18 protein-coding genes are annotated in these 23161 nt (G+C 72.9%); 13 read left to right on the top strand and 5 right to left on the bottom strand.

Annotation, left to right across the window (positions count from 1 at the left end):
- Positions 1 to 16 precede the first annotated feature (16 nt).
- Positions 17 to 1192 carry a trypsin-like serine peptidase gene (locus IE326_RS03720; RefSeq protein ID WP_150236085.1) on the bottom strand — a complete coding sequence of 392 codons (1176 nt, stop codon included), beginning with the start codon at positions 1190 to 1192 and terminating at the stop codon, positions 17 to 19.
- 607 nt (positions 1193 to 1799) lie between these two features.
- Between IE326_RS03720 and IE326_RS03715 the strand changes: the two genes are divergently transcribed.
- The 5 genes from IE326_RS03715 to IE326_RS03695 all read left to right on the top strand — a co-directional run bounded on the left by IE326_RS03715 (position 1800) and on the right by IE326_RS03695 (position 9917).
- Complete coding sequence (locus IE326_RS03715; RefSeq protein WP_150236311.1) at positions 1800 to 3143, top strand: diaminobutyrate--2-oxoglutarate transaminase family protein; 1344 nt, start codon at positions 1800 to 1802, stop codon at positions 3141 to 3143.
- Between the two features lie 38 nt (positions 3144 to 3181).
- The gene (locus IE326_RS03710) at positions 3182 to 5050 is read left to right on the top strand and encodes an IucA/IucC family protein (RefSeq protein WP_190040810.1); all 1869 of its coding nucleotides are present in this window, start codon (positions 3182 to 3184) and stop codon (positions 5048 to 5050) included.
- 137 nt (positions 5051 to 5187) lie between these two features.
- Complete coding sequence (locus IE326_RS03705; RefSeq protein WP_190040809.1) at positions 5188 to 5985, top strand: GNAT family N-acetyltransferase; 798 nt, start codon at positions 5188 to 5190, stop codon at positions 5983 to 5985.
- A 60-nt stretch (positions 5986 to 6045) separates the two neighbouring features.
- Positions 6046 to 7893 (top strand): IucA/IucC family protein, encoded by a 1848-nt coding sequence (locus IE326_RS03700; RefSeq protein ID WP_190040808.1) that lies wholly within the window; start codon positions 6046 to 6048, stop codon positions 7891 to 7893.
- A gap of 50 nt (positions 7894 to 7943) precedes the next feature.
- On the top strand, positions 7944 to 9917 hold the full coding sequence (locus IE326_RS03695; RefSeq protein WP_190040807.1) for an ATP-dependent DNA helicase: 1974 nt from the start codon (positions 7944 to 7946) through the stop codon (positions 9915 to 9917).
- A gap of 130 nt (positions 9918 to 10047) precedes the next feature.
- On the opposite strand, the gene lexA is transcribed toward IE326_RS03695, so the two are convergent.
- Positions 10048 to 10836: a transcriptional repressor LexA gene (gene lexA / locus IE326_RS03690; RefSeq protein ID WP_030754404.1), complete on the bottom strand. Its 789-nt coding sequence runs from the start codon at positions 10834 to 10836 to the stop codon at positions 10048 to 10050.
- Positions 10837 to 11275: 439 nt separating this feature from the next.
- Between lexA and nrdR the strand changes: the two genes are divergently transcribed.
- Entirely contained in the window at positions 11276 to 11782 is a 507-nt protein-coding gene (nrdR, locus tag IE326_RS03685) for a transcriptional regulator NrdR (RefSeq protein ID WP_150236080.1), read from the top strand.
- Positions 11783 to 11955: 173 nt separating this feature from the next.
- Positions 11956 to 14859 (top strand): vitamin B12-dependent ribonucleotide reductase, encoded by a 2904-nt coding sequence (locus IE326_RS03680; RefSeq protein ID WP_150236079.1) that lies wholly within the window; start codon positions 11956 to 11958, stop codon positions 14857 to 14859.
- A 153-nt stretch (positions 14860 to 15012) separates the two neighbouring features.
- On the opposite strand, the gene IE326_RS03675 is transcribed toward IE326_RS03680, so the two are convergent.
- A complete protein-coding gene (locus tag IE326_RS03675) occupies positions 15013 to 15543 on the bottom strand; it encodes a TerD family protein (protein ID WP_190040806.1) in 531 nt (176 codons plus the stop codon).
- Between the two features lie 242 nt (positions 15544 to 15785).
- Between IE326_RS03675 and IE326_RS03670 the strand changes: the two genes are divergently transcribed.
- Complete coding sequence (locus IE326_RS03670) at positions 15786 to 16391, top strand: YdbC family protein (protein WP_150236077.1); 606 nt, start codon at positions 15786 to 15788, stop codon at positions 16389 to 16391.
- A gap of 4 nt (positions 16392 to 16395) precedes the next feature.
- Here IE326_RS03670 and IE326_RS03665 read toward each other — a convergent pair whose 3' ends face one another.
- The gene (locus IE326_RS03665) at positions 16396 to 17058 is read right to left on the bottom strand and encodes a TetR/AcrR family transcriptional regulator (protein ID WP_190040805.1); all 663 of its coding nucleotides are present in this window, start codon (positions 17056 to 17058) and stop codon (positions 16396 to 16398) included.
- A 90-nt stretch (positions 17059 to 17148) separates the two neighbouring features.
- On the opposite strand from IE326_RS03665, the gene IE326_RS03660 reads away from it, so the two are divergent.
- The 5 genes from IE326_RS03660 to IE326_RS03640 all read left to right on the top strand — a co-directional run bounded on the left by IE326_RS03660 (position 17149) and on the right by IE326_RS03640 (position 22368).
- Entirely contained in the window at positions 17149 to 18765 is a 1617-nt protein-coding gene (locus tag IE326_RS03660; RefSeq protein ID WP_190040804.1) for an ABC-F family ATP-binding cassette domain-containing protein, read from the top strand.
- Positions 18766 to 18798: 33 nt separating this feature from the next.
- Positions 18799 to 19458, top strand: a complete 660-nt coding sequence (locus IE326_RS03655) for a histidine phosphatase family protein (RefSeq protein ID WP_150236075.1) — start codon at positions 18799 to 18801, stop codon at positions 19456 to 19458.
- 12 nt (positions 19459 to 19470) lie between these two features.
- A complete protein-coding gene (locus IE326_RS03650) occupies positions 19471 to 20385 on the top strand; it encodes an ADP-ribosylglycohydrolase family protein (RefSeq protein ID WP_190040803.1) in 915 nt (304 codons plus the stop codon).
- A gap of 551 nt (positions 20386 to 20936) precedes the next feature.
- The gene (gene rnhB, locus IE326_RS03645) at positions 20937 to 21644 is read left to right on the top strand and encodes a ribonuclease HII (RefSeq protein ID WP_190040802.1); all 708 of its coding nucleotides are present in this window, start codon (positions 20937 to 20939) and stop codon (positions 21642 to 21644) included.
- Positions 21645 to 21750: 106 nt separating this feature from the next.
- On the top strand, positions 21751 to 22368 hold the full coding sequence (locus IE326_RS03640; protein WP_190040801.1) for a hypothetical protein: 618 nt from the start codon (positions 21751 to 21753) through the stop codon (positions 22366 to 22368).
- Positions 22369 to 22420: 52 nt separating this feature from the next.
- Here the strand turns inward: IE326_RS03640 and IE326_RS03635 are convergent, their stop codons facing one another.
- Positions 22421 to 23047 (bottom strand): hypothetical protein, encoded by a 627-nt coding sequence (locus tag IE326_RS03635; protein WP_190040800.1) that lies wholly within the window; start codon positions 23045 to 23047, stop codon positions 22421 to 22423.
- Positions 23048 to 23161 lie beyond the last annotated feature (114 nt).

Here is a 23161-nt window from a genome sequence, read left to right as displayed (position 1 = left end):
CACGGTCTTCCGCCGCCTACTGGCCGGCGTACTTCTTGCTCACCTCGTCGAACATGGCCTTGGCCTCGGGGCCCAGGCGCGGACCCGCCAGCCAGCCGGCCGTCGACGGGCCGATCGAGGTGTTCGACACCAGCGCCGGCTGTCCGTCCTTGCCCTGGGCGACCCAGCCGCCACCGGACGAACCGGCCGTCATGGTGCAGCCGATGCGGTACATCGTCGGCTGCTCCGCCATCAGCGACAGCCGGCCCGGCTTGTCGGTGCACCGGAACATCTTCTGGCCGTCGAACGGCGGCGCCGCCGGGTAACCGGTCGCCGTCATGTCCGCGATCTTCGGAACCGCGGGAGCGTTGAACTCGACCGGCAGGGCCGTGCCCACCGTCTCCTCCAGCGACTTGCCCGACGAACCCTTCTCCGGGGTCACCTGGATCACCGCGAAGTCGTACGGGGCGCCCGCGCCGCCGGTGGACGCGCCCTGGGCGATCCACTGGTCGGAGGTCTTCACCCAGTCCGCCCACCACACGCCGTACGGGGCGATCTGCTCACGCGTCGCCTTCTCCAGCGCGGAGGTCTCCAGCGCGGCGTCGTTGTACGACGGGACGAAGACGACGTTGCGGTACCAGCCGCCCTCCTTGCCCTTGTGGACGCAGTGGCCGGCGGTCCACACCATGTTGGACTTGCCCGGGTGGGCGGGGTCCTTCACCACGGTGGCCGAGCAGACCATCGAACCCTCGGGGCTGTCGAAGAACACCTTGCCGGAGGCCGGCGAGTTGGCGTGGTACTTCGCCCCGACCGCCGTCGCCTTCACCGGGTCCGGCGTCGGGTCGGTGACACCCTTGTCACCCGAGATGTCCTCCTCCTCGACCGGCCGCTCGGGACGCTCGGCGTCCCGCATCCGGCCCGGGTCCCAGAGGTCCTCGATGATCGGGTTGACGAAGTCCTTCGCCTCGCGGAGCCACTTGTCCTTGTCCCAGTTCCTCCACTCGCCGTCGCGCCACTTGTCGACATCGATCCCGTGGTCCTTCAGCCGCTGCTTCAGGTCCTCCGGAATCTTGATCTTGTCGACCGGGTTCTCGCTCACCGGCGCACTGGGCTTGTCTCCCGCGTTCTCCTCGGTCGGGCCGCAGGCCGTCGCGGTGAGCGTCAGCGCCGCGACGGCGGACGCCGCCGTCAGCAGCGGACGAATCGATCGCATCTCGTGATCCCCCTGGGACTACGTACTACTCACGTCAACTGGTGCATGTCAGGGCATCGGTCGCACCCGTGTCCGAACGGGCGCGGGGCCGACTGCCCCCACTATGCCGGTGCCGGAGGGGACGGTACGCGCCCCGCCCGCGGTTCCGGAGCCGGTACGGCCGTTGCCAGGACGTGATCCGGGACACGCCAAGGATCTTGCCCCCGGCCCGTGTTCCCCGGCAGTTCCCGTCGTTGGTACGTACGGGGGACACAACGGCGGCGCTCGGCAGGGCCCTTGAGGGCGGCCCGGCGGCCCGTCGATGTGCAACGCAACCGTTATCGCGGGAGGACACCGAGCCGTGGCCGTGACCGAATCAGCCCCAGCCACCCAGCCCACACCCCCCGAGACGAAACCGGACACGAGCGCGGACACGGCCCCGGGCACGGGTGCGGGCGCGACGGCCGGCACGGACACGGGTCCGACGGCCGGCGCGGACACGGCCTTCGAGGCGGCCCCCGACACGGCCTCCGGCTCCGATCCCGGCCCCGAGGCGCCGGCGGTCGCCGGGCCCACCGCGTCGACCCGGCGGGGGTACGGGACGGCGGCGGGGAGCGGGTACGAGGCCATCCTGCGGCGGCAGGCCCAGCGCGAGTCCGCCGCCCGCACCTACGCCCGCTCCCTGCCGATCGTCCCGGTCCGCGCCCGCGGCCTGACCATCGAGGGCGCCGACGGCCGCCGGTACCTGGACTGCCTCTCCGGCGCCGGGACCCTCGCCCTCGGCCACAACCACCCCGTGGTCCTCGAAGCCGTCCGCAAGGTCCTCGACTCCGGTGCCCCCCTCCACGTCCTCGACCTCGCCACCCCCGTCAAGGACGCCTTCACCTCCGAGCTCTTCGCCACCCTCCCCCCGGAACTCGCCGCCGACGCCCGCATCCAGTTCTGCGGACCCGCCGGCACCGACGCCGTCGAAGCCGCCCTGAAACTGGTCCGCACCGCCACCGGCCGCCGCGGCCTGTTCGCCTTCACCGGCGCCTACCACGGCATGACCGCCGGCGCCCTCGCCGTCTCCGGCGGCGCCGACGACGTCAGCGTCACCCGGCTCCCGTACCCCCAGTCGTACCGCTGCCCCTACGGCGTCGGCGGCGAACGCGGCGCCGAACTCTCCGCCCGCTGGACCGCCACCCTCCTCGACGACCCCAAGAGCGGGGTCACCGCCCCCGCCGGGATGATCGTGGAGGCCGTCCAGGGCGAGGGCGGCGTCCTCCCCGCCCCCGACGCCTGGATGCGCCGCATGCGGAGCATCACCGCCCGGCACTCCGTCCCCCTCGTCGTCGACGAGGTCCAGACCGGCGTCGGCCGCACCGGCACCTTCTGGGCCGTCGAACACAGCGGCGTCGTCCCCGACGTGATGGTCCTCTCCAAGGCCATCGGCGGCTCCCTCCCGCTCGCCGTCATCGTGTACCGCTCCGGCCTCGACGCCTGGGAACCCGGCGCCCACGCCGGCACCTTCCGCGGCAACCAGCTCGCCATGGCCGCCGGCACCGCCACCCTCGCGTACGTCCGGGAGAACCGGCTCGCCGACCGGGCCGCCACCCTCGGCGCCCGCATGCTCGGCCGCCTCCAGGGCCTCCAGGCCGCCCACCCCTGCGTCGGCGACGTCCGCGGCCGCGGCCTCATGATCGGCGTCGAACTCGTCGACCCCGACGCCGCCGGCCCCGACGACCCCGTCCCGCCCGCCGCCCCGGCCCTCGCCCGCGCCGTCCAGCAGGAATGCCTCGCCCGCGGCCTCATCGTCGAGCTCGGCGGCCGCCACTCCGCCGTCGTCCGCCTCCTCCCCCCGCTCACCCTCACCGACGAGCAGGCGACCGCCGTCCTCGACCGCTTCGCCGACGCCCTCGCCGCCGCCGAACGGGCCCACGTCCCCCGGCCGGCCGGCCCCCACCGGACCGCTCCCGGCCCGTCCCACTGACCCGGACCGCCCCCGGCCCCCTCCCCAAGGAAACCCGCGTGAACGCCACCCCCGCCTCCCCGCTGTCCGAGACCCACCCCGACGCCGAGGAGCCCACGGTCCCGCGCCAGCACATCGGTCCCGCCCCGCTCCGGACCCCCCGCCCCGGAAGCGACCGGACCACCTCCCACCGGCCCGGCGCGCCCGCCACCGACCCGCTCGACGACCCCGACCCCCAGCGGGCCGCCGACACCGCCGCCGCCGAGAACCTCCTGCGCTGCTGGGTCCGGGAGAAGAACCTCCCCGCCCCCACCGGCCCCACCCTCCGCATCCCCCTCGACGCCAGCGGCACCGCCCTCCTGGTCCCCGTCGCGTACTGGTCGCCCACCGGCTGGCACCGCTTCGGCACCCCCACCCTGGAGGGCCTGCCCTCCACGGCCCCCGCCGTCGACGCCGTCACCCTCGCCGCCCTCCTCAGCCGCGAGACCGGCCGCCCCGAGGCCACCGAACTCGTCGGCCGCGTCGCCGACTCCGCCCGCCGCACCGCCGACTTCCTCACCGAGCGCCGCCGCGACCCCCGGCCCCACCCCGACGCCGACCCCTTCCTCGCCGCCGAGCAGTCCCTCCTCCTCGGCCACCCGCTCCACCCCACCCCCAAGAGCCGCGAGGGACTCTCCGAAGCCGAGTCCCGCCTCTACTCGCCCGAACTCCACGGCTCCTTCCCCCTCCACTGGTTCGCCGTCGACCACTCCCTCCTCGCCTCCGACTCCGCCTGGACCGAGCAGGGCCGCCCCGTCACCGCCGAACAGCTCGCCACCGGCCTCGCCGAAGGACTCGCCCACCCCACCGGCACCGCCCCCCTGCCCCTCCACCCCTGGCAGGCCCGCGAACTCCTCCACCGCCCCGACGTCCGCGCCCTCCTCGACCGGGGACTCCTCCACGACCTCGGCCCCCACGGCAGCCGCTGGCACCCCACCTCCTCCGTCCGCACCGTCCACCGCCCCGGCGCCCGCGCCATGCTCAAGCTCTCCCTCGGCCTGCGCATCACCAACTCCCGCCGGGAGAACCTCCGCAAGGAACTCCACCGCGGCGTCGAGGTCCACCGCCTCCTGCGCACCGGCCTCGTCGACGAATGGCAGGCGGCCCACCCCGGCTTCGACATCGTCCGCGACCCCGCCTGGCTCGGCGTGGACGCCCCCGACGGCACCCCCCTCCCCGGACTCGACCTGATGATCCGGCACAACCCCTTCGGCCCCGGCGACGACGCCGTCTGCCTCGCGGCCCTCACCACCCCCCGCCCCCGCCCCGGCGCCCCCGGCATGGTCTCCCGGCTCGCCGACCTCATCGGCGGCCTCTCCGCCCGCACCGGCCGACCCGTCACCGCCGTCTCCGCCGAGTGGTTCCTGCGCTACCTCGACCAGGTCGTCCGCCCCGTCCTCTGGCTCGACGGCCACGCCGGCATCGCCCTGGAAGCCCACCAGCAGAACACCCTGGTCCTCCTCGACGCCGACGGCTGGCCCACCGGCGGCCGCTACCGCGACAACCAGGGCTACTACTTCCGCGAGTCCCACCGCGCCGAACTGGAGAGCCGCCTCCCCGGCATCGGCGCCCACAGCGACACCTTCGTCTCCGACCAGGTCACCGACGAACGCTTCGCCTACTACCTCGGCATCAACAACGTCCTCGGCCTGATCGGCGCCTTCGGAGCCCAGCACCTCGCCGACGAGCGGATCCTCCTCGCCGCCCTCCGCAGCTTCCTCACCTCCGCCACCGCGCTCGGCTCCCCCCTGCCGCACCGCCTCCTCGAAGCGGCCACCCTCCGCAGCAAGGCCAACCTCCTCACCCGCCTCCACGGCCTCGACGAACTCGTCGGCCCCGTCGACACCCAGTCCGTCTACGTCACCATCACCAACCCCCTCCGCGCCTGAACCCCTCCGGTCGCGAGAGGCGGCCCGTCTCCTCACACCTGCGAGAGGCGGCCCGCCCCTCCACCCACCCGCACCCACCGGCGCGTCCCGAGCGCACCCACCGCCGGGACGCCCCCGACCCACGGAAGACCCTCCCCATGTCCATACATCCGGACCACGGACACGACACCGAGATCAAGACCGAGACCGTGCCCGCCCACCTCCCACCGGCAGACCCGGCGGGGGAGGACACCCTCGACCTCCGCGTCGACGACCTCTTCGCCCTCCTCGCCGGGGAGAAGCCGCCGCCCCCGTCCGCCGACGGCACCGGCCGGACCCCCGGCACCGCGGACCACGACGCCCTCGCGAACGGACGCCTCGACGGCGACCTCCTCGACTCCGTCGCCTCCTGGGCCCCCGCGGACACCCGCTTCGGCGGCTTCCGCCTCGTCCCCGTCCGCCTGGAGCGCGACCTCCCCCTGCTCACCCGGTGGATGAACGACCCCGCCGTCGCCGCCTTCTGGGAACTCGCCGGCCCCGAGACCGTCACCGCCGACCACGTCCGCGCCCAACTCGAAGGCGACGGCCGCAGCGTCCCCTGCCTCGGCGTGCTCGACTCCACCCCGATGAGCTACTTCGAGATCTACCGCGCCGACCTCGACCCGCTCGCCCGCGCCTACCCCGCCCGCCCGCACGACACGGGCGTCCACCTCCTCCTCGGAGACGTCGCGAACCGGGGCCGCGGCATGGGCACCGCACTCCTGCGGGCCGTCGCCGATCTCGTCCTCGACCACCGTCCCCGCTGCACCCGCGTCGTCGCCGAACCCGACATCCGCAACACCCCCTCCGTCTCGGCCTTCCTCGGCGGCGGCTTCCGCTACGCGGCGGAGATCGACCTCCCCGACAAACGAGCCGCGCTCATGATCCGTGACCGGTCCCTCCGTCACGTTCTGTGAACACCCTCCGCCTTCGACGCACCGCTCGCCCCACGGCGGTTCCCACTTCGAGGAGTCTTTGTGACGACGTCCCCAGCACCCCGTGACTCCGCACGCCCCCAGGCTGCCCCCGCCCCCGAACTGCTCGCGCCCCCCGAGCTCAACCCCGCCGCCTGGGCCCGCGCCTCGGCCCGCACCCTCGCCAAAGCCCTCGGGGAGTTCGCCTACGAGGAGATCCTCGAACCCGTCCCCGTGCCCGAAGGCCCCGGCAGCGGCCCCGGAGACGGGGACGGCCGCCCCGGCCGGTACGCCCTCACCCTCGACGACGGCACCGCCCTCGCCTTCACCGCCCGCCGCGGCGCCTACGGCAGCTGGCGCGTCGACCCCGGCACCGTCACCCACGACGGCCGGCCGCTGACCGACCCCCTCCACTTCCTCGTCCACGCCCGCGGACTCCTCGGCCTCGACGGCGCCACCCTCGGCCACCTCATCCGCGAACTCTCCACCACCCTCGCCGCCGAGGCCCGCCTCGACCACACCGCCCTCACCGCCGACCGCCTCGCCGACCTCTCCTACGCCGAACTCGAAGGCCACCAGACCGGACACCCCTGGCTCGTCCTCAACAAGGGCCGCATCGGCTTCTCCGCCGGCGACGCCGCCCGCTGGGCCCCCGAAGCCCGCCGCGCCACCCGCCTCCCCTGGATCGCGGTCAGCAACCGCATCGCCGCCTACCGGGGCGTCGGGGGACTCGGCACCCCCGACCGCCTCTACGACCGCGAGCTCGACCCGCCCGTCCGGGAGGCGTTCCGGGCCGAACTCGCCGCCCGCGGCCTCGACCCCGACGCGTACCTCCTGCTGCCCGTCCACCCCTGGCAGTGGGACGAGGTCCTGCTCCCGCTCTACGCCCCCGCCATCGCCTCCGGCACCGTCGTCCCGCTCCCCGCCGACGACGACCTCCGGCTGCCGCAGCAGTCCATCCGCACCTTCCTCAACACCAGCAGACCCGACCGGCACACCGTCAAACTGCCGCTCTCCGTGCTCAACACCCTCGTCTGGCGCGGCCTACCCACCGAGCGCACCCTCGCCGCCCCCGCCGTCACGGCCTGGGTCCACGGCCTGCGCGACGCCGATCCCTTCCTCCGTGAGGAGTGCGGCGTGATCCTCCTCGGCGAGGTCGCCTCCGTGACCGTCGAGCACCCCCTCTACGACCGGCTGCCCGAAGTCCCGTACCAGTACAAGGAACTGCTCGGTGCGATCTGGCGCGAACCGCTCCGCCTGCCGCCCGGCGAACGCGCCCGCACCCTCGCCTCGCTGCTCCACACCGACCGCGGGGGCCGCGCCTTCGTCGCCGAGCTCGTCGAGCGCTCCGGCCTGACCCCGTCCGTCTGGCTCCGCCGCCTCTTCGCCGCCCTGCTCCCGCCCCTGCTCCACTTCCTCTACCGCTACGGCACCGTCTTCTCCCCGCACGGCGAGAACGCGATCGTCGTCTACGACGAGCAGGACGTGCCCGTCCGGCTGGCGATCAAGGACTTCGTCGACGACGTCAACATCAGCGCCCACCCGCTCCCCGAGCACGACGCGATGCCCGACGACGTCCGCGCCGTCCTCCTCACCGAGGAACCCGGTTTCCTCACCCAGTTCATCCATTCGGGGCTCTTCGTCGGCGTCTTCCGCTACCTCGCCCCGCTCTGCGAGGAACAACTCGACGTCCCCGAAGCGGACTTCTGGGCCCTCGTCCGCGCCGAGATCCTCCGCCACCAGGAACGCTTCCCCGAGCTGAAGGAACGGTTCGAGCTCTTCGACCTGCTCACCCCCCGGATCGAACGGCTCTGCCTCAACCGCAACCGGCTGCACATGGACGGTTACCGCGACCGCTCCGACCGCCCGCACGCCGCCGTCCACGGCACCGTTCCCAACCCCCTCGCGTGATCCCGGGGAGTGCCGTCGCTGTCGGTGCCGACCCGTAGGCTGGGACCGCTATGACGAAGCCATCCCTCCCCGACCTCCTCCACGCCGCCGTCGCCGCCGTCGGCGGCACGGAGCGGCCCGGCCAGGTCACCATGGCCGAGGCCGTGGCCGAGGCCATCGACGACAACTCCCACCTGCTCGTCCAGGCGGGCACCGGCACCGGAAAGTCGCTCGGCTATCTCGTGCCGGCGCTCGCGCACGGGGAGAGGGTGGTGGTGGCCACGGCCACCCTGGCGCTCCAGCGCCAGCTCGTCGAGCGCGACCTGCCGCGGACGGTCGACGCGCTCCATCCGCAGCTGCGCCGCCGCCCCCAGTTCGCCATGCTCAAGGGCCGGTCGAACTACCTCTGCCTGCACCGCCTCCACGAGGGGGTGCCGCAGGACGAGGAGGAGGGCCTCTTCGACCCCTTCGAGGCGGCCGCGCCCACCAGCAAGCTCGGCCAGGACCTGATCCGGCTGCGGGACTGGGCGGACGAGACGGAGACCGGCGACCGGGACGACCTGACACCCGGCGTGTCCGACCGGGCCTGGGGCCAGGTCTCGGTCTCCTCCCGTGAGTGCCTCGGCGCGAGCAAGTGCGCGTACGGCGCGGAGTGCTTCGCCGAGGCGGCCCGCGAGCGCGCCAAGCTGGCCGACGTCGTCGTCACCAACCACGCCCTCCTCGCCATCGACGCCATCGAGGGCGCCCCCGTGCTGCCGCAGCACGAGGTCCTGATCGTCGACGAGGCCCACGAGCTGGTCTCCCGGGTGACCGGTGTCGCCACCGGCGAGCTCACCCCGGGGCAGGTGAACCGGGCGGTGCGCCGGGCCGCCAAGCTCGTGGACGAGAAGGTCGCCGACCAGCTCCAGACCGCCGCCGAGGGCTTCGAGCGGGTCATGGAGCTGGCGCTGCCGGGCCGCCTGGAGGAGGTGCCGGAAGACCTCGCGTACGCGCTGATGGCGCTGCGCGACGCGGCCCGCGCCGTGATCACCGCCCTCGGGAACACCCGGGACCGCTCGGTGCAGGACGAGGACGCGGTCCGCAAGCAGGCGATGGCCTCGGTGGAGACCGTGCACGGCGTCGCGGAGCGGATCACCCAGGGCTCCGAGTACGACGTCGTCTGGTACGAGCGGCACGACCGGTTCGGCGCCTCGCTGCGGGTCGCGCCGCTCTCGGTCTCCGGCCTGCTGCGGGAGAAGCTCTTCGCCGAGCGCTCCGTCGTCCTCGCCTCGGCCACGCTCAAGCTCGGCGGCGACTTCAACGGCGTGGGCGCCTCGCTGGGCCTCGCCCCCGAGGGCACCACCGGGGACGACCTGCCGGTCTGGAAGGGCCTCGACGTCGGCTCCCCGTTCGACTACCCCAAGCAGGGCATCCTGTACGTCGCCAAGCACCTGGAGCCCCCGAAGCGGGACAACGACCGGGGCGACATGCTGGACGAGCTCACCGAGCTGATCCAGGCGGCCGGCGGCCGGACCCTGGGCCTGTTCTCCTCGATGCGGGCGGCGCAGCTGGCGGCGGAGGAGCTGCGCGGCCGCATCCCGGAGTTCCCGATCCTGCTCCAGGGCGAGGACACCCTGGGCGAGTTGATCAAGAACTTCTCGGCGGATCCGCGGACCTGTCTGTTCGGCACCCTGTCGCTGTGGCAGGGCGTGGACGTGCCGGGGGCCAGCTGCCAGCTGGTCGTCATGGACAAGATCCCCTTCCCGCGCCCCGACGACCCGCTGATGAGCGCGCGCCAGAAGGCGGTCGAGGAGGCCGGGGGGAACGGCTTCATGGCCGTGGCGGCGACGCACGCGGCGCTGCTGATGGCCCAGGGTGCCGGCCGTCTGGTCCGGGCCACCGGCGACCGGGGCGTGGTGGCCGTACTGGACCAGCGGCTCGCCACCAAGCGGTACGGCAGCTACCTGAAGGCCTCCATGCCGGACTTCTGGTACACGTTCGACCGCAATCAGGTGCGGAAGTCGCTGGCGGCGATCGACGCGAAGGCCAAGGCGGACGGCGTCTGAGGCCGGTCCGGGACGGACGAAGGCCCCGGCGGGTGCCGGGGCCTTCGTGTGCCAGGAATCGCGTGACGTGGAGCGGGCCCCGGGACCGGCGCAGTGGATCCCGGGGCCCGGTCGGGCCGGCGAGGTGGGGTCAGACCCGCCGCAGAACGGCGACCACCTTGCCGAGGATCGTGGCCTCGTCGCCGGGGATGGGCTGGTACGCGGCGTTGTGCGGCAGCAGCCAGACGTGGCCGTCCTCGCGCTTGAAGCGCTTCACCGTCGCCTCGCCGTCGAGCATGGCGGCGACGATGTCGCCGTTCTCCGCGACGGGCTGGCGGCGGACCGTGACCCAGTCGCCGTCACAGATGGCGGCCTCGATCATGGAGTCGCCGACGACCTTGAGGACGAAGAGTTCGCCGTCCCCGACGAGCTGCCGGGGGAGGGGGAAGACGTCCTCGACGGACTCTTCGGCCAGGATGGGTCCGCCGGCCGCGATCCGGCCGACCAGCGGCACGTAGGACGCGGCGGGCTTGCCGGTGGTGTCGGTCGGCTGGGTGCTGGGCTGGTCCGAACCGCGGACCTCGTACGCCCGCGGGCGGTGCGGGTCGCGGCGGAGGAAGCCCTTGCGCTCCAGGGCCATCAGCTGGTGGGCCACCGACGACGTGCTGGACAGGCCCACCGCCTGACCGATCTCGCGCATCGACGGCGGGTAGCCGCGCCGCTGGACCGAATCGCGGATGACTTCGATCACCCGGCGCTGGCGATCCGTGAGGCCGGAGCTGTCGGCCCTGATGCCTGGAGGCCGTCCGGGGAGGGCCCGGGCGGGCCGCCCGGGCTCCTCGCCGTTCATGGCGGTTTCGTTCATGGCGTGCACCGGCTCGAGTCGGCCCTGGGAGCGGTCCTGGGCGGTGATGGTGGCGCTGTCTGCGGTGGTGGTCACGTCGTCGGCCCCTCTCGAATGGTCTCCCTGGCTGGCACAACGGTAGTAGCTTTCGAAAGGTTGCGCCAAACACACGTTCGAGTGAAAATCCGCAAATTGCCTTACGGGTATAGGGGTGGGGGTGTATGGGAGGCGGCCCCTCGGGAGGGTCGATCCCGCTCCTTACGGTAGCCTTCGCGGCTGGGTCGGTCCGGCCCGGCGCGCCCTCCCAGTCTCCCATTCGCGGAGCACGGACGCGGCTCCGGGGCTCCGCGACACGCGGGGGTGTCGCAACGTCCTCAACCCAAGATCTAGTGGTTGGATGTCATCGGCCACCCAGGGATAGTGGTCCCCGGTCTGCCGGGGCGCCCACGATCGCCTATGCTGGTGGTCGCTTCGAGGGCCTCGGCGGGCCCGGCGAGGCTGTTCGGTCGTGCCGTCAGGAAGAGGGTCGTAACCAATGCACTGCCCCTTCTGCAGGCACCCCGACAGCCGCGTCGTCGACAGCCGCACCACCGACGACGGCACGTCGATCCGACGTCGCCGCCAGTGCACCGACTGCGCCCGCCGTTTCACCACCGTGGAGACCTGTTCCCTCATGGTGGTCAAGCGCTCCGGGGTCACCGAGCCCTTCAGTCGCGCCAAGGTCGTCTCCGGCGTCCGCAAGGCGTGTCAGGGGCGGCCGGTCACCGAGGACGCCCTGGCCAAGCTCGGCCAGCGGGTCGAGGAGGCGGTGCGCGCCACCGGCAGTGCCGAGCTGACCACCCACGACGTGGGCCTGGCCATCCTCGGACCGCTGCAGGAGCTCGACCTCGTCGCGTACCTGCGCTTCGCATCCGTCTACAAGGCCTTCGAGGGGCTCGAAGACTTCGAGGCCGCCATCGCGGAACTCCGCGTGCGGCCTCCCGCTGAGACCGGTGGGACCGGCACCTCCGAGGTGCCCGTTCCCGCCGGCGCCGCCGACTGACGGCGGTCCGGGTCCTCGCGGGCCCGGAGACCGGCCGCGGTGCGGCCGTGGAGACCTGCCCCGGGAGACCTGCGCGGTACCCGTGGGCAAGCAGTACAGAACGTAGTACAGACGACGGTGCTCTGGGATTATCTGGGCGCCAAAGGGTGTTTTGCCCGTATATGGGAGGCGGCATGACAGAGACGGCGAGCGGCCCGGCACGTGGTTCCCGCACCAAGGGAGCCAAGGCGGCGAGCAAGGGTCTGCGGATCGAGCGCATCCACACCACCCCCGGCGTGCATCCGTACGACGAGGTGAACTGGGATCGCCGTGACGTCGTCATGACCAACTGGCGCGACGGCTCGATCAACTTCGAGCAGCGTGGCGTCGAGTTCCCCGACTTCTGGTCGGTGAACGCGGTCAACATCGTCACCAGCAAGTACTTCCGCGGGGCCGTCGGCACCCCGCAGCGCGAGACCGGTCTCAAGCAGCTCATCGACCGCATCGTGAAGACCTACACGAAGGCCGGTGAGGAGTACGGCTACTTCGCCTCGCCCGCGGACGCGGAGATCTTCGAGCACGAGCTCACCTACGCCCTTCTCCACCAGATCTTCAGCTTCAACTCGCCGGTCTGGTTCAACGTCGGCACGCCGCAGCCCCAGCAGGTCTCGGCCTGCTTCATCCTGTCCGTCGACGACTCCATGGAGTCGATCCTCGACTGGTACAAGGAAGAGGGCATGATCTTCAAGGGCGGCTCCGGCGCCGGCCTGAACCTCTCCCGCATCCGCTCCTCCAAGGAGCTCCTCTCCTCCGGCGGCAACGCCTCCGGCCCGGTCTCCTTCATGCGCGGCGCCGACGCCTCCGCAGGAACGATCAAGTCCGGTGGCGCCACTCGCCGCGCGGCCAAGATGGTCATCCTCGACGTCGACCACCCCGACATCGAGGACTTCATCGAGACCAAGGTCAAGGAGGAGGAGAAGATCCGCGCGCTGCGCGACGCGGGCTTCGACATGGACCTGGGCGGCGACGACATCACGTCCGTCCAGTACCAGAACGCCAACAACTCCGTCCGCGTGAACGACACGTTCATGAAGGCCGTCGAGTCCGGCGGGAAGTTCGGCCTCACCTCCCGCATGACCGGCGAGGTCATCGAGGAGGTCGACGCCAAGGCGCTCTTCCGCAAGATGGCCGAGGCCGCGTGGGCCTGCGCCGACCCGGGCATCCAGTACGACGACACGATCAACCACTGGCACACCTGCCCCGAGTCCGGCCGCATCAACGGCTCGAACCCGTGCAGCGAGTACATGCACCTGGACAACACGTCCTGCAACCTCGCCTCGCTGAACCTCATGAAGTTCCTCAAGGACGACGGCAAGGGCCACCAGTCCTTCGACGTCGAGCGCTTCGCCAAGGTCGTCGAGCTCGTCATCACCGCGATGGACATCTCCATCTGCTTCGCCGACTTCCCCACCCAGAAGATCGGCGAGAACACCCGCGCCTACCGCCAGCTCGGCATCGGCTACGCCAACCTCGGCGCCCTGCTGATGGCGACCGGCCACGCGTACGACTCCGACGGCGGCCGCGCCCTCGCCGGTGCCATCACCTCCCTGATGACCGGCACCTCGTACAAGCGCTCCGCCGAACTCGCCGCGGTCGTCGGCGCGTACGACGGCTACGCCCGCAACGCCGAGCCGCACCAGCGCGTCATGCAGCAGCACGCCGACGAGAACACCAAGGCCGTCCGCATGGACGACCTGGACACCCCGATCTGGGCCGCCGCCACGGAGGCCTGGCAGGACGTGATCCGCCTCGGCGCCAAGAACGGCTTCCGCAACGCCCAGGCGTCCGTCATCGCCCCGACCGGCACCATCGGTCTCGCGATGTCCTGCGACACCACCGGTCTCGAGCCCGACCTGGCCCTGGTCAAGTTCAAGAAGCTCGTCGGCGGCGGCTCGATGCAGATCGTCAACGGCACCGTCCCGCAGGCCCTGCGCCGCCTGGGTTACCAGGAGGAGCAGATCGAGGCGATCGTCGCCCACATCGCCGAGCACGGCAACGTGATCGACGCCCCCGGCCTGAAGGCCGAGCACTACGAGGTCTTCGACTGCGCCATGGGCGAGCGCTCCATCTCCGCGATGGGCCACGTCCGCATGATGGCCGCGATCCAGCCGTGGATCTCGGGCGCCCTCTCCAAGACCGTGAACCTGCCGGAGACGGCCACGGTCGAGGACGTCGAGGAGGTCTACTTCGAGGCGTGGAAGATGGGCGTCAAGGCGCTCGCGATCTACCGCGACAACTGCAAGGTCGGCCAGCCGCTCTCCGCCAAGAAGAAGGAGGACGAGAAGGCCGAGGTCACCGCGAAGTCCGAGGCGACGATCCGCGAGGCCGTCGAGAAGGTCGTCGAGTACCGCCCGGTCCGCAAGCGCCTCCCGAAGGGCCGCCCGGGGATCACCACCTCCTTCACCGTGGGTGGCGCCGAGGGCTACATGACCGCCAACTCCTACCCGGACGACGGTCTCGGCGAGGTCTTCCTGAAGATGTCGAAGCAGGGTTCGACCCTCGCGGGCATGATGGACGCCTTCTCCATCGCCGTCTCCGTCGGTCTGCAGTACGGCGTCCCGCTGGAGACGTACGTCTCGAAGTTCACCAACATGCGCTTCGAGCCGGCCGGCATGACGGACGACCCGGACGTGCGGATGGCGCAGTCGATCGTCGACTACATCTTCCGCCGCCTGGCGCTGGACTTCCTGCCCTTCGAGACCCGCTCCGCCCTCGGCATCCACTCCGCCGAGGAGCGTCAGCGCCACCTGGAGACCGGCTCGTACGAGCAGTCCGTCGACGATGTCGAGGTGGACGTCGAGGGCCTGGCCCAGTCCGCCCCGGTCGCCACGGAGCTGAAGGCCGTCGCCGCCCCGGCCCCGGTGGCCAAGGCCGAGGTCCCGGCTCCGAAGCAGGCGCACACCTCGGCGGAGCTCGTCGAGATGCAGCTCGGCATCAGCGCCGACGCCCCGCTCTGCTTCTCCTGCGGTACGAAGATGCAGCGCGCCGGCTCCTGCTACATCTGCGAGGGCTGCGGCTCGACCAGCGGCTGCAGCTGACCCGGAGGGGGACCGCGCCGGAGCCGCCTCCGGCGTAGTCCACCCCCGTGACCGGCCGACAGGCCGGTGACGGAGCAGACGAAGAAGGGGACCGACCACGGGTCGGTCCCCTTCGCCGTTCCGGAAAGGAGACGGAGGGGGGAAGGCGGCGGATCAGCCGCGGGCCGCGCCCATGAGCGCGCCGAAGGTCTGCGGGTCCGCGTCGAAGCCCTGCGGCAGGGGACGGAAGGTCCAGCCCGAGGAGCCGTCGCGGACGAACTCGACGACGGTCGCCGCGGTGGCCTCGGCCGCGCCGGAGAAGTCGTCGGTCAGCAGCTCCGTGTAGCCCTCGCTGACGCGGACGGAGGTCTCGGCTATCCGGCCGAAGACGATCCGGCCACCGCCCTGCTGTATCGCCACGCCCACCACCACGCGGACGTACCGCGGTGCCAGCCGGTCCAGTTCGAGGGTCATCGCCTCGTCGTACCCGAAGCCCTGCCCCGTACGGCTGTCGCGGTGGAGGGTGATCGTCCCGTCGGGGGAGCGGCTGCCGAAGTGGACCAGCTGGGCGGGAGTGCCGTGGGGGTCCTCGGAGGTGTAGACGGCGGCGACGAGATCCAGGTCGTGCGCCGGCGCGCCCGCCGGCGCGGGATCCCACTTGAGCGCCACCTCGACCTTGCCGACGCCCTTGTTGAGTCCGCTCACGTCGCTCCCCTTTTCCCGTCTCCCCGTGACGATCCGTCGCCCCGGATCCTTCTTCATGGTGTCACGGGGGTACGACAGTTGGGGTCGAGGAGCTGTTCGAGCGGGGTCCCTGAGCCGGGACGAGCCGGAAGTCGACGCCCGACTGGCGTGAAAAGAACGGGTGCCTGACGGGCCCTCACCCCCCGTCGCCCATCTGTGGCGACGGTCTGCCGGGGCGCTCTCCCGACCCGTACGATGGCGCGGTGCTGGTCAAGTGGATTCGCTGCGCCGTCGTGGACCGTCGAGGTTTCGAGCGGGGGCAACGGAAGTGGGCGGGACTGCTCGGTGAGCCGGGTTTCCGGGGGCAGGGCGGCGGCTGGAGCCGGGCCCGTCCCGAGATCGCGCACGTCTTCGCCTTCTGGGAGAGCAGGGCCTTCTACGACTCCTTCATGGCCCGCTCGCACGACCGGCTGGCCGCCGCGCAGTCCGGTACGTACAAGGACATGCAGGTCAAACTCTTCGACCACCGCTTCGACGTGAAGACGGGCTTCGAGCCGAAGTTCGCCGACGCGGACGTGGCGCGGGTGGCGCACTGCCGCGTCCACGAAGAGCGCGTGGAGCACTTCGCGCTGATGCAGGAGAAGGTGTGGAACCCGGCGATGGCGGGGTCGCCGGGCATGCTGCGGGGGCTGTTCGGCGAGGCTCCCGGCCACGAGTTCCTGGTCCTCTCGCTCTGGAACTCCGCCGCGGAGCACGGGAAGTACCGCGAGGAGCGGGTGGAGCGCCTCGGCCTGCGGGCGCAGACCGAGGCCGACGTGGCCGCCCTGACGGGTGACGTCGTGCGGCTCGAACCCACCTGGACCGTCTGAGCGTTCACCCCTCGGCGGAGGCGCGGCCGGTGCCGTCCGCCGCTTCGTCGCGTCCGGTGTAGACGCCCGCCGCCACGGCCGCCAGGACCGCGTCCGCGGCCTGGTCGGCCAGGGCGCCGTCGACGGGTTCGCGCGTGACGAAGAGCCGGAGGAAGAGCGGGGCGGACACCGCCCGGACCACCGCGCCGGCGTCCGTGGCCGCGGATGCCTCTCCCCGGGCGACGGCCCGGGCCACGACCTCCTCGCAGCGGCGGAACCGCTCGCCGTAGAAGGAGTGCAGGGCCTCGGCGGCGCGCGGTGACTGGAAGGCCGCCCCGACGAAGGCCGTGGGCGCCGCGGCGCGGACCGGATCCCCGAACCCCTCGACGACCTCCCGGGCGAGGGCCCGCAGGTCACCGGCGAGGCTCCCGGTGTCCGGGGCGGTCCAGGCGTCCTCCCCGGCGAGGTCGAGGGCGTCGGCCACCATGCCCTCGACGTCGCCCCAGCGGCGGTAGAGCGTCGTCTTGTGCACGCCCGAGTGCTCCGCCACGTACTCCACGGTCAGGGCGGGGTAGCCGTGTTCCGCCAGTCCGGTGAGGACGGCGTCGCGGACCGCGGCCCGGGTGCGGGCGGTGCGGCCGCCGGGCCGTCTGCTGCCGGGCGCGGGGGCCTCGATCGAGTCGTTCAATTGCTACTCCCGTTGCGTTAGTGGTTCCGAGTGTGCCACACTCGGGTTAACGCGACAAGGGTTGCGTTTGCCGATGCTCCCGGAGGTGCCGTGCCCGCACAGATCTCGCTCCACGACGTGACCGTCTCCCGAGGGGAGCGGACGCTCCTCGACCGCGTCTCGCTCACCGTGCGTCCTGGCGAACGGGTCGGGATCGTGGGAGAGAACGGCGCGGGCAAGTCCACGCTCCTCCACCTGCTGGCCGGCGCGGCCACCCCGGACGAGGGCCGGGTCACCACCCTGACCGACGGGGGTCTGCGCCTGCTCCGCCAGACCCCCGACCTGCCGCCCGAGGACACGGTGGCCGACGCCGTCGACGCCGCCCTGGCCGAGTTCCGCGCCATGGAGGACCGGCTGCGCGCCCTCGAGGCCCGCCTGGCGGACGGCGCGGCCGACGACCTCGCCGCGTACGGAGACCTGCTCACCGCCTACGAACTGCGCGGGGGATACGAGGCCGACGCCCGCGCCGACAAGGCGCTCCACGCCCTCGGGATCGCGCACATCCCCCGCGACCGCCGGCTCGGCACCCTCTCCGGCGGGGAGCAGGCCCGGCTCGGCATCGCCTGCGCCCTCACCGCCGCACCCGAGGTGCTCCTGCTCGACGAACCCACCAACCACCTCGACGCCACGGCGCTCGACTGGCTGGAGGGCGCCCTCCGCGGCCATCGGGGGACCGTCGTGGCCGTCTCCCACGACCGCGTCTTCCTGGAGCGCGTCACCACCGCCCTCGTCGAGGTCGACACCGACCGGCGGGCCCTCGTCCGGCACGGCGAGGGGTACGCCGGCTTCCGCGCCGCCCGCGAGGCCACACGCCGAAGGCGCCAGCAGGAGTACGAGGAATGGCGCGCCGAGACCGAGCGCCTGGAGGCGTACGCGGAGGGCGCCGCCCACGGAGTCGCCGCGGGCCGCCCCATGAAGGACAACAACAAGATGGCCTACGACCGGGCCGCCGGACGCGTGCAGGCGTCCGTCTCCGGGCGCGTCCGCAACGCCCGGGAGCGACTGCGGCGGCTGGAGGAGGACCCGGTGTCCGAGCCCGCGCCGCCCCTCGCCTTCACCGCCCGCCCCGAGGCGGGCGCGGCCCGGGGCGAACTGCTCGCCCTGGACCGGATCCGGGTCGGCGACCGGCTCGCGGTGGACTCCCTCGCCCTCGGCGCGGGCGAACGGCTCCTCGTCCACGGGGGCAACGGGGCGGGCAAGTCCACCCTGCTGCGCGTCATGGCAGGCGAGCTCGCGCCCGACACGGGGACGGTGCGGCGCCGGGGCAGGACCGGCCTCTTGGCCCAGGAGATCACCGTCCGGCGGCCCGCCGAACCCCTGCTCACCGCCTACGGCCGCGACCTCGGACTCGGCCTCGACGAGGACGGACTGGCCGAACGGCTGCTGTCCTACGGCCTGTTCCGGTCGGCCGAACTCACCGTGCCCGTGGGCGCGCTCTCCGCGGGACAGCTGCGCAGGCTCGCCCTGGCCCGGCTGCTCGCCCGCCCCGCCGACCTGCTGCTCCTCGACGAACCGGCCAACCACCTCGCGCTCGGCCTGGTCGAGGAGCTGGAACAGGCCCTGGAGGAGTGGCCGGGAGCCCTCGTGGTGGTCTCGCACGACCGTGAACTGCGCCGCCGGTTCACCGGCCGGATACGCCGGATGGACTCCGGCCGCCTCCTCGACTGAGCCGAACGGGGCGTCTCCCTCTAGGGTCGGAGCATGGCACGACCGCGGCGCATCGTTCTCGTACGGCACGGAGAGTCCGAAGGCAATGTCGACGACACCGTGTACGAACGGGAGCCCGACCATGCCCTCCGGCTCACCGCGACCGGACGGCGGCAGGCGGAGGAGACGGGGGAGCGGCTGAGGGAGCTCTTCGGCGACGAGGCGGTCAGCGCGTACGTCTCGCCCTACCGCCGCACCCACGAGACCCTCCAGGCCTTCCGGCTTCCGCGGGGGCAGGTCAGGATCCGGGAGGAACCACGCCTGCGGGAACAGGACTGGGGCAACTGGCAGGACCGGGAGGACGTACGGCTCCAGAAGGTCTACCGGGACGCGTACGGGCACTTCTTCTACCGCTTCGCGCAGGGGGAGTCGGGGGCCGACGTCTACGACCGGGTGGGGGCCTTCCTGGAGAGCCTCTACCGCAGCTTCGAGGCCCCCGACCATCCGCCGAACGTCCTGCTGGTCACCCACGGGCTGACCATGCGTCTCTTCTGCATGCGGTGGTTCCACTGGAGCGTGGCCGAATTCGAGTCGCTGTCGAACCCGGGCAACGCGGAGACCCGGATCCTGCTGCTCGGGGAGGACGGGCGCTACCGGCTGGACCGCCCGTTCGAACGCTGGTGTACCCCGGAGCCCTACGGCCCCACCGGATAGAGTGGCGCACCGATGACCGCTGACTCCTCAATCGACCGGCGCTTCGACCGCGCCCTCGCCAGTCTGCGCGGACTGGCCGTGGGGGACGCACTGGGCTCCCAGTTCTTCGTCCCCGCGCACCATCCCCTGCTGAAGCGGCGTGAACTGCCGCCCGGTTCCTGGCAGTGGACCGACGACACGGAGATGGCCTGCTCCGTCCTGGCCGTCCTCGCCCGCCACGACCGCATCGACCAGGACGCCCTGGCCGCCTCCTTCGCCGAACACCACGACTTCGACCGGGGCTACGGCCCCGCGGTCAACCGGATGCTCCGGCTGATCAGGGAGGGCGGCGACTGGCGCGAACTGTCCGCCGCGCTCTTCAACGGGCAGGGCTCCTGGGGCAACGGCGCCGCGATGCGGATCGCCCCCCTCGGCGCCTGGTACGCCGACGATCCCGAGCAGGCCACGCACCAGGCCGAGATCTCCGCCTACCCCACCCACCAGCACCGCGAGGCCGTGGTCGGTGCGATGGCCGTCGCCGCCGCGGCCGCCCTCGCCGCCGACCCGGCCGGTCCGCCCACGCCCGAGGCACTGCTCGACGGGGTCGTCGCCCTGGTCCCGCGCAGCGCGGTCGGCGCGGGGCTGCGCCGAGCCCGCGACATGCTGGACTACGGCGACGCCGGGACGGTCGCCGCCGTGCTCGGGAGCGGCCGGCGAACCAGCGCCCACGACACGGTCCCGTTCGCCCTGTGGTCGGCCGCCCGCGCCCTGGGCGACTTCGAGACGACGTTCTGGACGACGGCCCAGGTCGGCGGGGACGTCGACACGACCTGCGCCATCGCGGGCGGCGTGGTGGCCTCCTCGGCCGCCGGAGCACCGCCGGCCGACTGGCTGGACCGGACCGAGGCCCTCCCCGCCTGGGTGCCGCAGGACACGGTCCGGGGCTGAACGAGACGGTCGCCCGGCCCTCGCGGGCCGGGCGACCGTCTCGGGCGTCAGGCCACGGGGCCGGCGGCCCCGGCCTTTCCGCCGAGCGCTGCCGGTGGGCCCTCCTCGCTCCAACGCGGAGACCTCGACGACGACTTCACGCTCTCCGGCCGCCGCCCGGCGGGACCGAGCGGCGCCGTGCGGGCGCGGTCCTTCGCGAGTGCGACGAGGAGGCCGCCGGACGCGTCCGCGACCTGATCGAGAGGGGTGGCGTCGGGCCCTCGAAGCGACCCTTCGCACAGGTGCTGGAGCGCGGGATCGAGTGGAGCGAGGTTTGTGCCGGAGCCCTCGACGATCCTGTCCTCGGTGTCGTCACCGCGCTCGCGAGGTGCCGGTCGAAGGTGTGCGGCAGCGAACGGGACGGCGGGGAGACGGCCGATGCCGTCGACCGGATCATGGTGTCGCCGGCACGTTCGGGACCGGCCCGACCGGGGCCGTCACGGGGGAGAGGGGCGCCCGAGGGGAATCCGGGTACCGCACGCAGCACCCGGCGGCGTAACCTGTCAGGCGCCATGCCGTACGAACCCCCTACTCACACCGTCGAGCGGTCGCTCCGGGCCACCACCGGCGCCAGAACCGTCGCCGGGGTCGATGAGGTCGGACGCGGGGCCTGGGCCGGGCCCGTCACCGTGTGCGCGGCCGTCACCGGCCTGCGCCGTCCCCCCGAGGGACTGACCGACTCCAAGCTGATCGCCCCGAAGCGCCGCGCCGCCCTCGCCGCCGAGCTGGAGCGCTGGGTCACCGCCTACGCGCTCGGCGAGGCGTCCCCGGAGGAGATCGACGAACTCGGCATGACCGCGGCGCTCCGCCTCGCGGCCGTCCGGGCCCTCGAAGGGCTCCCGGTGCGCCCGGACGCGGTCATCCTCGACGGCAAGCACGACTACCTCGGCAGCCCCTGGCAGGTGCGCACGGTGATCAAGGGCGACCAGTCCTGCATCGCCGTCGCCGCGGCCTCCGTGATCGCCAAGGTGCGACGGGACGCCATGATGGCGGAGCTGGAAGCGGGCCCCGACTGCACCGGCTACGGCTTCGCGGCCAACGCGGGCTACCCTTCGCCCGTCCACAAGGCCGCCCTCGAAGAGCTGGGCCCCACCCCGTACCACCGGCTCTCCTGGTCCTACCTGGACGCCATGCCCCGATGGCGCCACCTCAAGAAGGTCCGTCTCTCCGCAGAGGCGGCCGCGCTGGAGAGCGGGGGCCAACTCGGCTTCGACTTCTGATCTTCCGGCCGCGGGACCTCGACGACGAGGACCCGCCGGACCGGGGGCGCCCGTGTGCGCCCACCCGACGATGCCGTCCGAAACGGCATTTGATAGACATCCACCCATGCCTCTCCCTCCCGAGGAGCCTCAGATTCACGAGAGCGCCCAGGGTCCCAGCGCCACCACGGCCACCGGCCGTCCCGCGCCGACCCCACGTCCCGTCCCCGGCCCGCGTTCGGCGGCCTCCCCGCGTCCCGGTCGACCGGGCCCCGGACCGGCCCGCCCCGCACCGCCGGCCCCGCGACCCGTCCCGGGTCCCCCCGCGCCCAAGAACACCCAGGAGAATCGTTCCGGCGGCGCACAGCTCCAGTTCATCCCGGCTTCCACCGACGGCGCCCTCGACGCCGCCGAGGAGGCCCTCGACCTGCTCCTGGACAGCGGTCGCCAGCCCGGCGAGGTCCTGGTGCTCACCACCGGCGAGCGCCACCCGTGGGCCGCGCACGAGCTGTCCTTCGGCGAGGCCGCCTACTGGGCCCAGCAGGACACCGCCGAGGACGTGTTCTTCGCGGACGCCGCCTCGGCGGAGCGGGTCACCGCCCGCCCCGTGGTGATCGTGGCCGTCAACGGCGACGACGAGACGGCCGCCCGTGTTCTGCCGCTCGCCCTGTCCCGGGCGGGTGCCCTGCTCGTGGTCTGCGGAGACCCGCAGAAGGTGACCGCCGTCCTCGGCGCCGGGGTCTGACCGGTCGCGTCTCCGCCGGACCGGCAGCGGCCCGGCGGAGCGGCCGGGCGGTTCAGCGCGCCGCGGCCCTGCGCAGGGGCTCGGCCGCGCCGCCCGCCGTCCTCGGCACGAGGTGGCCGAGTTCGGTGGACGGCTCGCCCAGCGCGAGCGGTGCCGAATCCGAGCTCGGCCGGCGGCCTCCGCGGCCCTCGCCGAAGACCTGCCAGCCGGCCTTGGTCAGGGTGATGTACGCGCCGCAGCGCAGTCCGTGGAGCGTGCAGGCGTCACGGAGCCCCCACATCCAGGCCCCGTCCTCCTCCGTCCACCGCTCGTCCCCGTCCCGGCAGTACAGCAGCACCGCCGTCCGGACGGGCGCGCGACGCCGGAGGTCGTGCGGCACCACGCGCCGCAGATGGGCGAGGAGCGCGTTCCGGAACTCCCAGCCGTCGACGGGGCCGGGGCGGCGCACGAACGAGGCGCTGGCGGTGAGCCGCTCCTCGTGGTCGAGCACCGCCACGACCGCGGTCGTGGGCAGGGGGCGATGACGGGAGTGCAGTCCGCTCACGACCTCACGCGGGCTGCCCAGCAAGGGAATTCCGGCCGCGGCCCAGTCGGCGGGCTCCATCATCCGGGCGAGACGGCTCGCTGAAGCGGAGCTGGAGCCGAGCGAGGCGGTGGGCGGAGCGAATCCGAGGGTCACGGTCCTCCCTTCGGATACGCGCCCGCGAGGCGGGCAAGGTCGGGTGAGGGCGCAGCACGGCACAGTCCTTCCGGACCGCTTCGAGCCGTGTGGGGCGGTTCCCCAATTCTTGCT

It is taken from the genome of Streptomyces filamentosus (assembly GCF_014654895.1).
Lineage (GTDB): Bacteria > Actinomycetota > Actinomycetes > Streptomycetales > Streptomycetaceae > Streptomyces > Streptomyces filamentosus.
The sequence above is the reverse complement of the archived record's forward strand: the minus strand, read 5'-3'. Positions and strand labels throughout refer to the sequence as shown.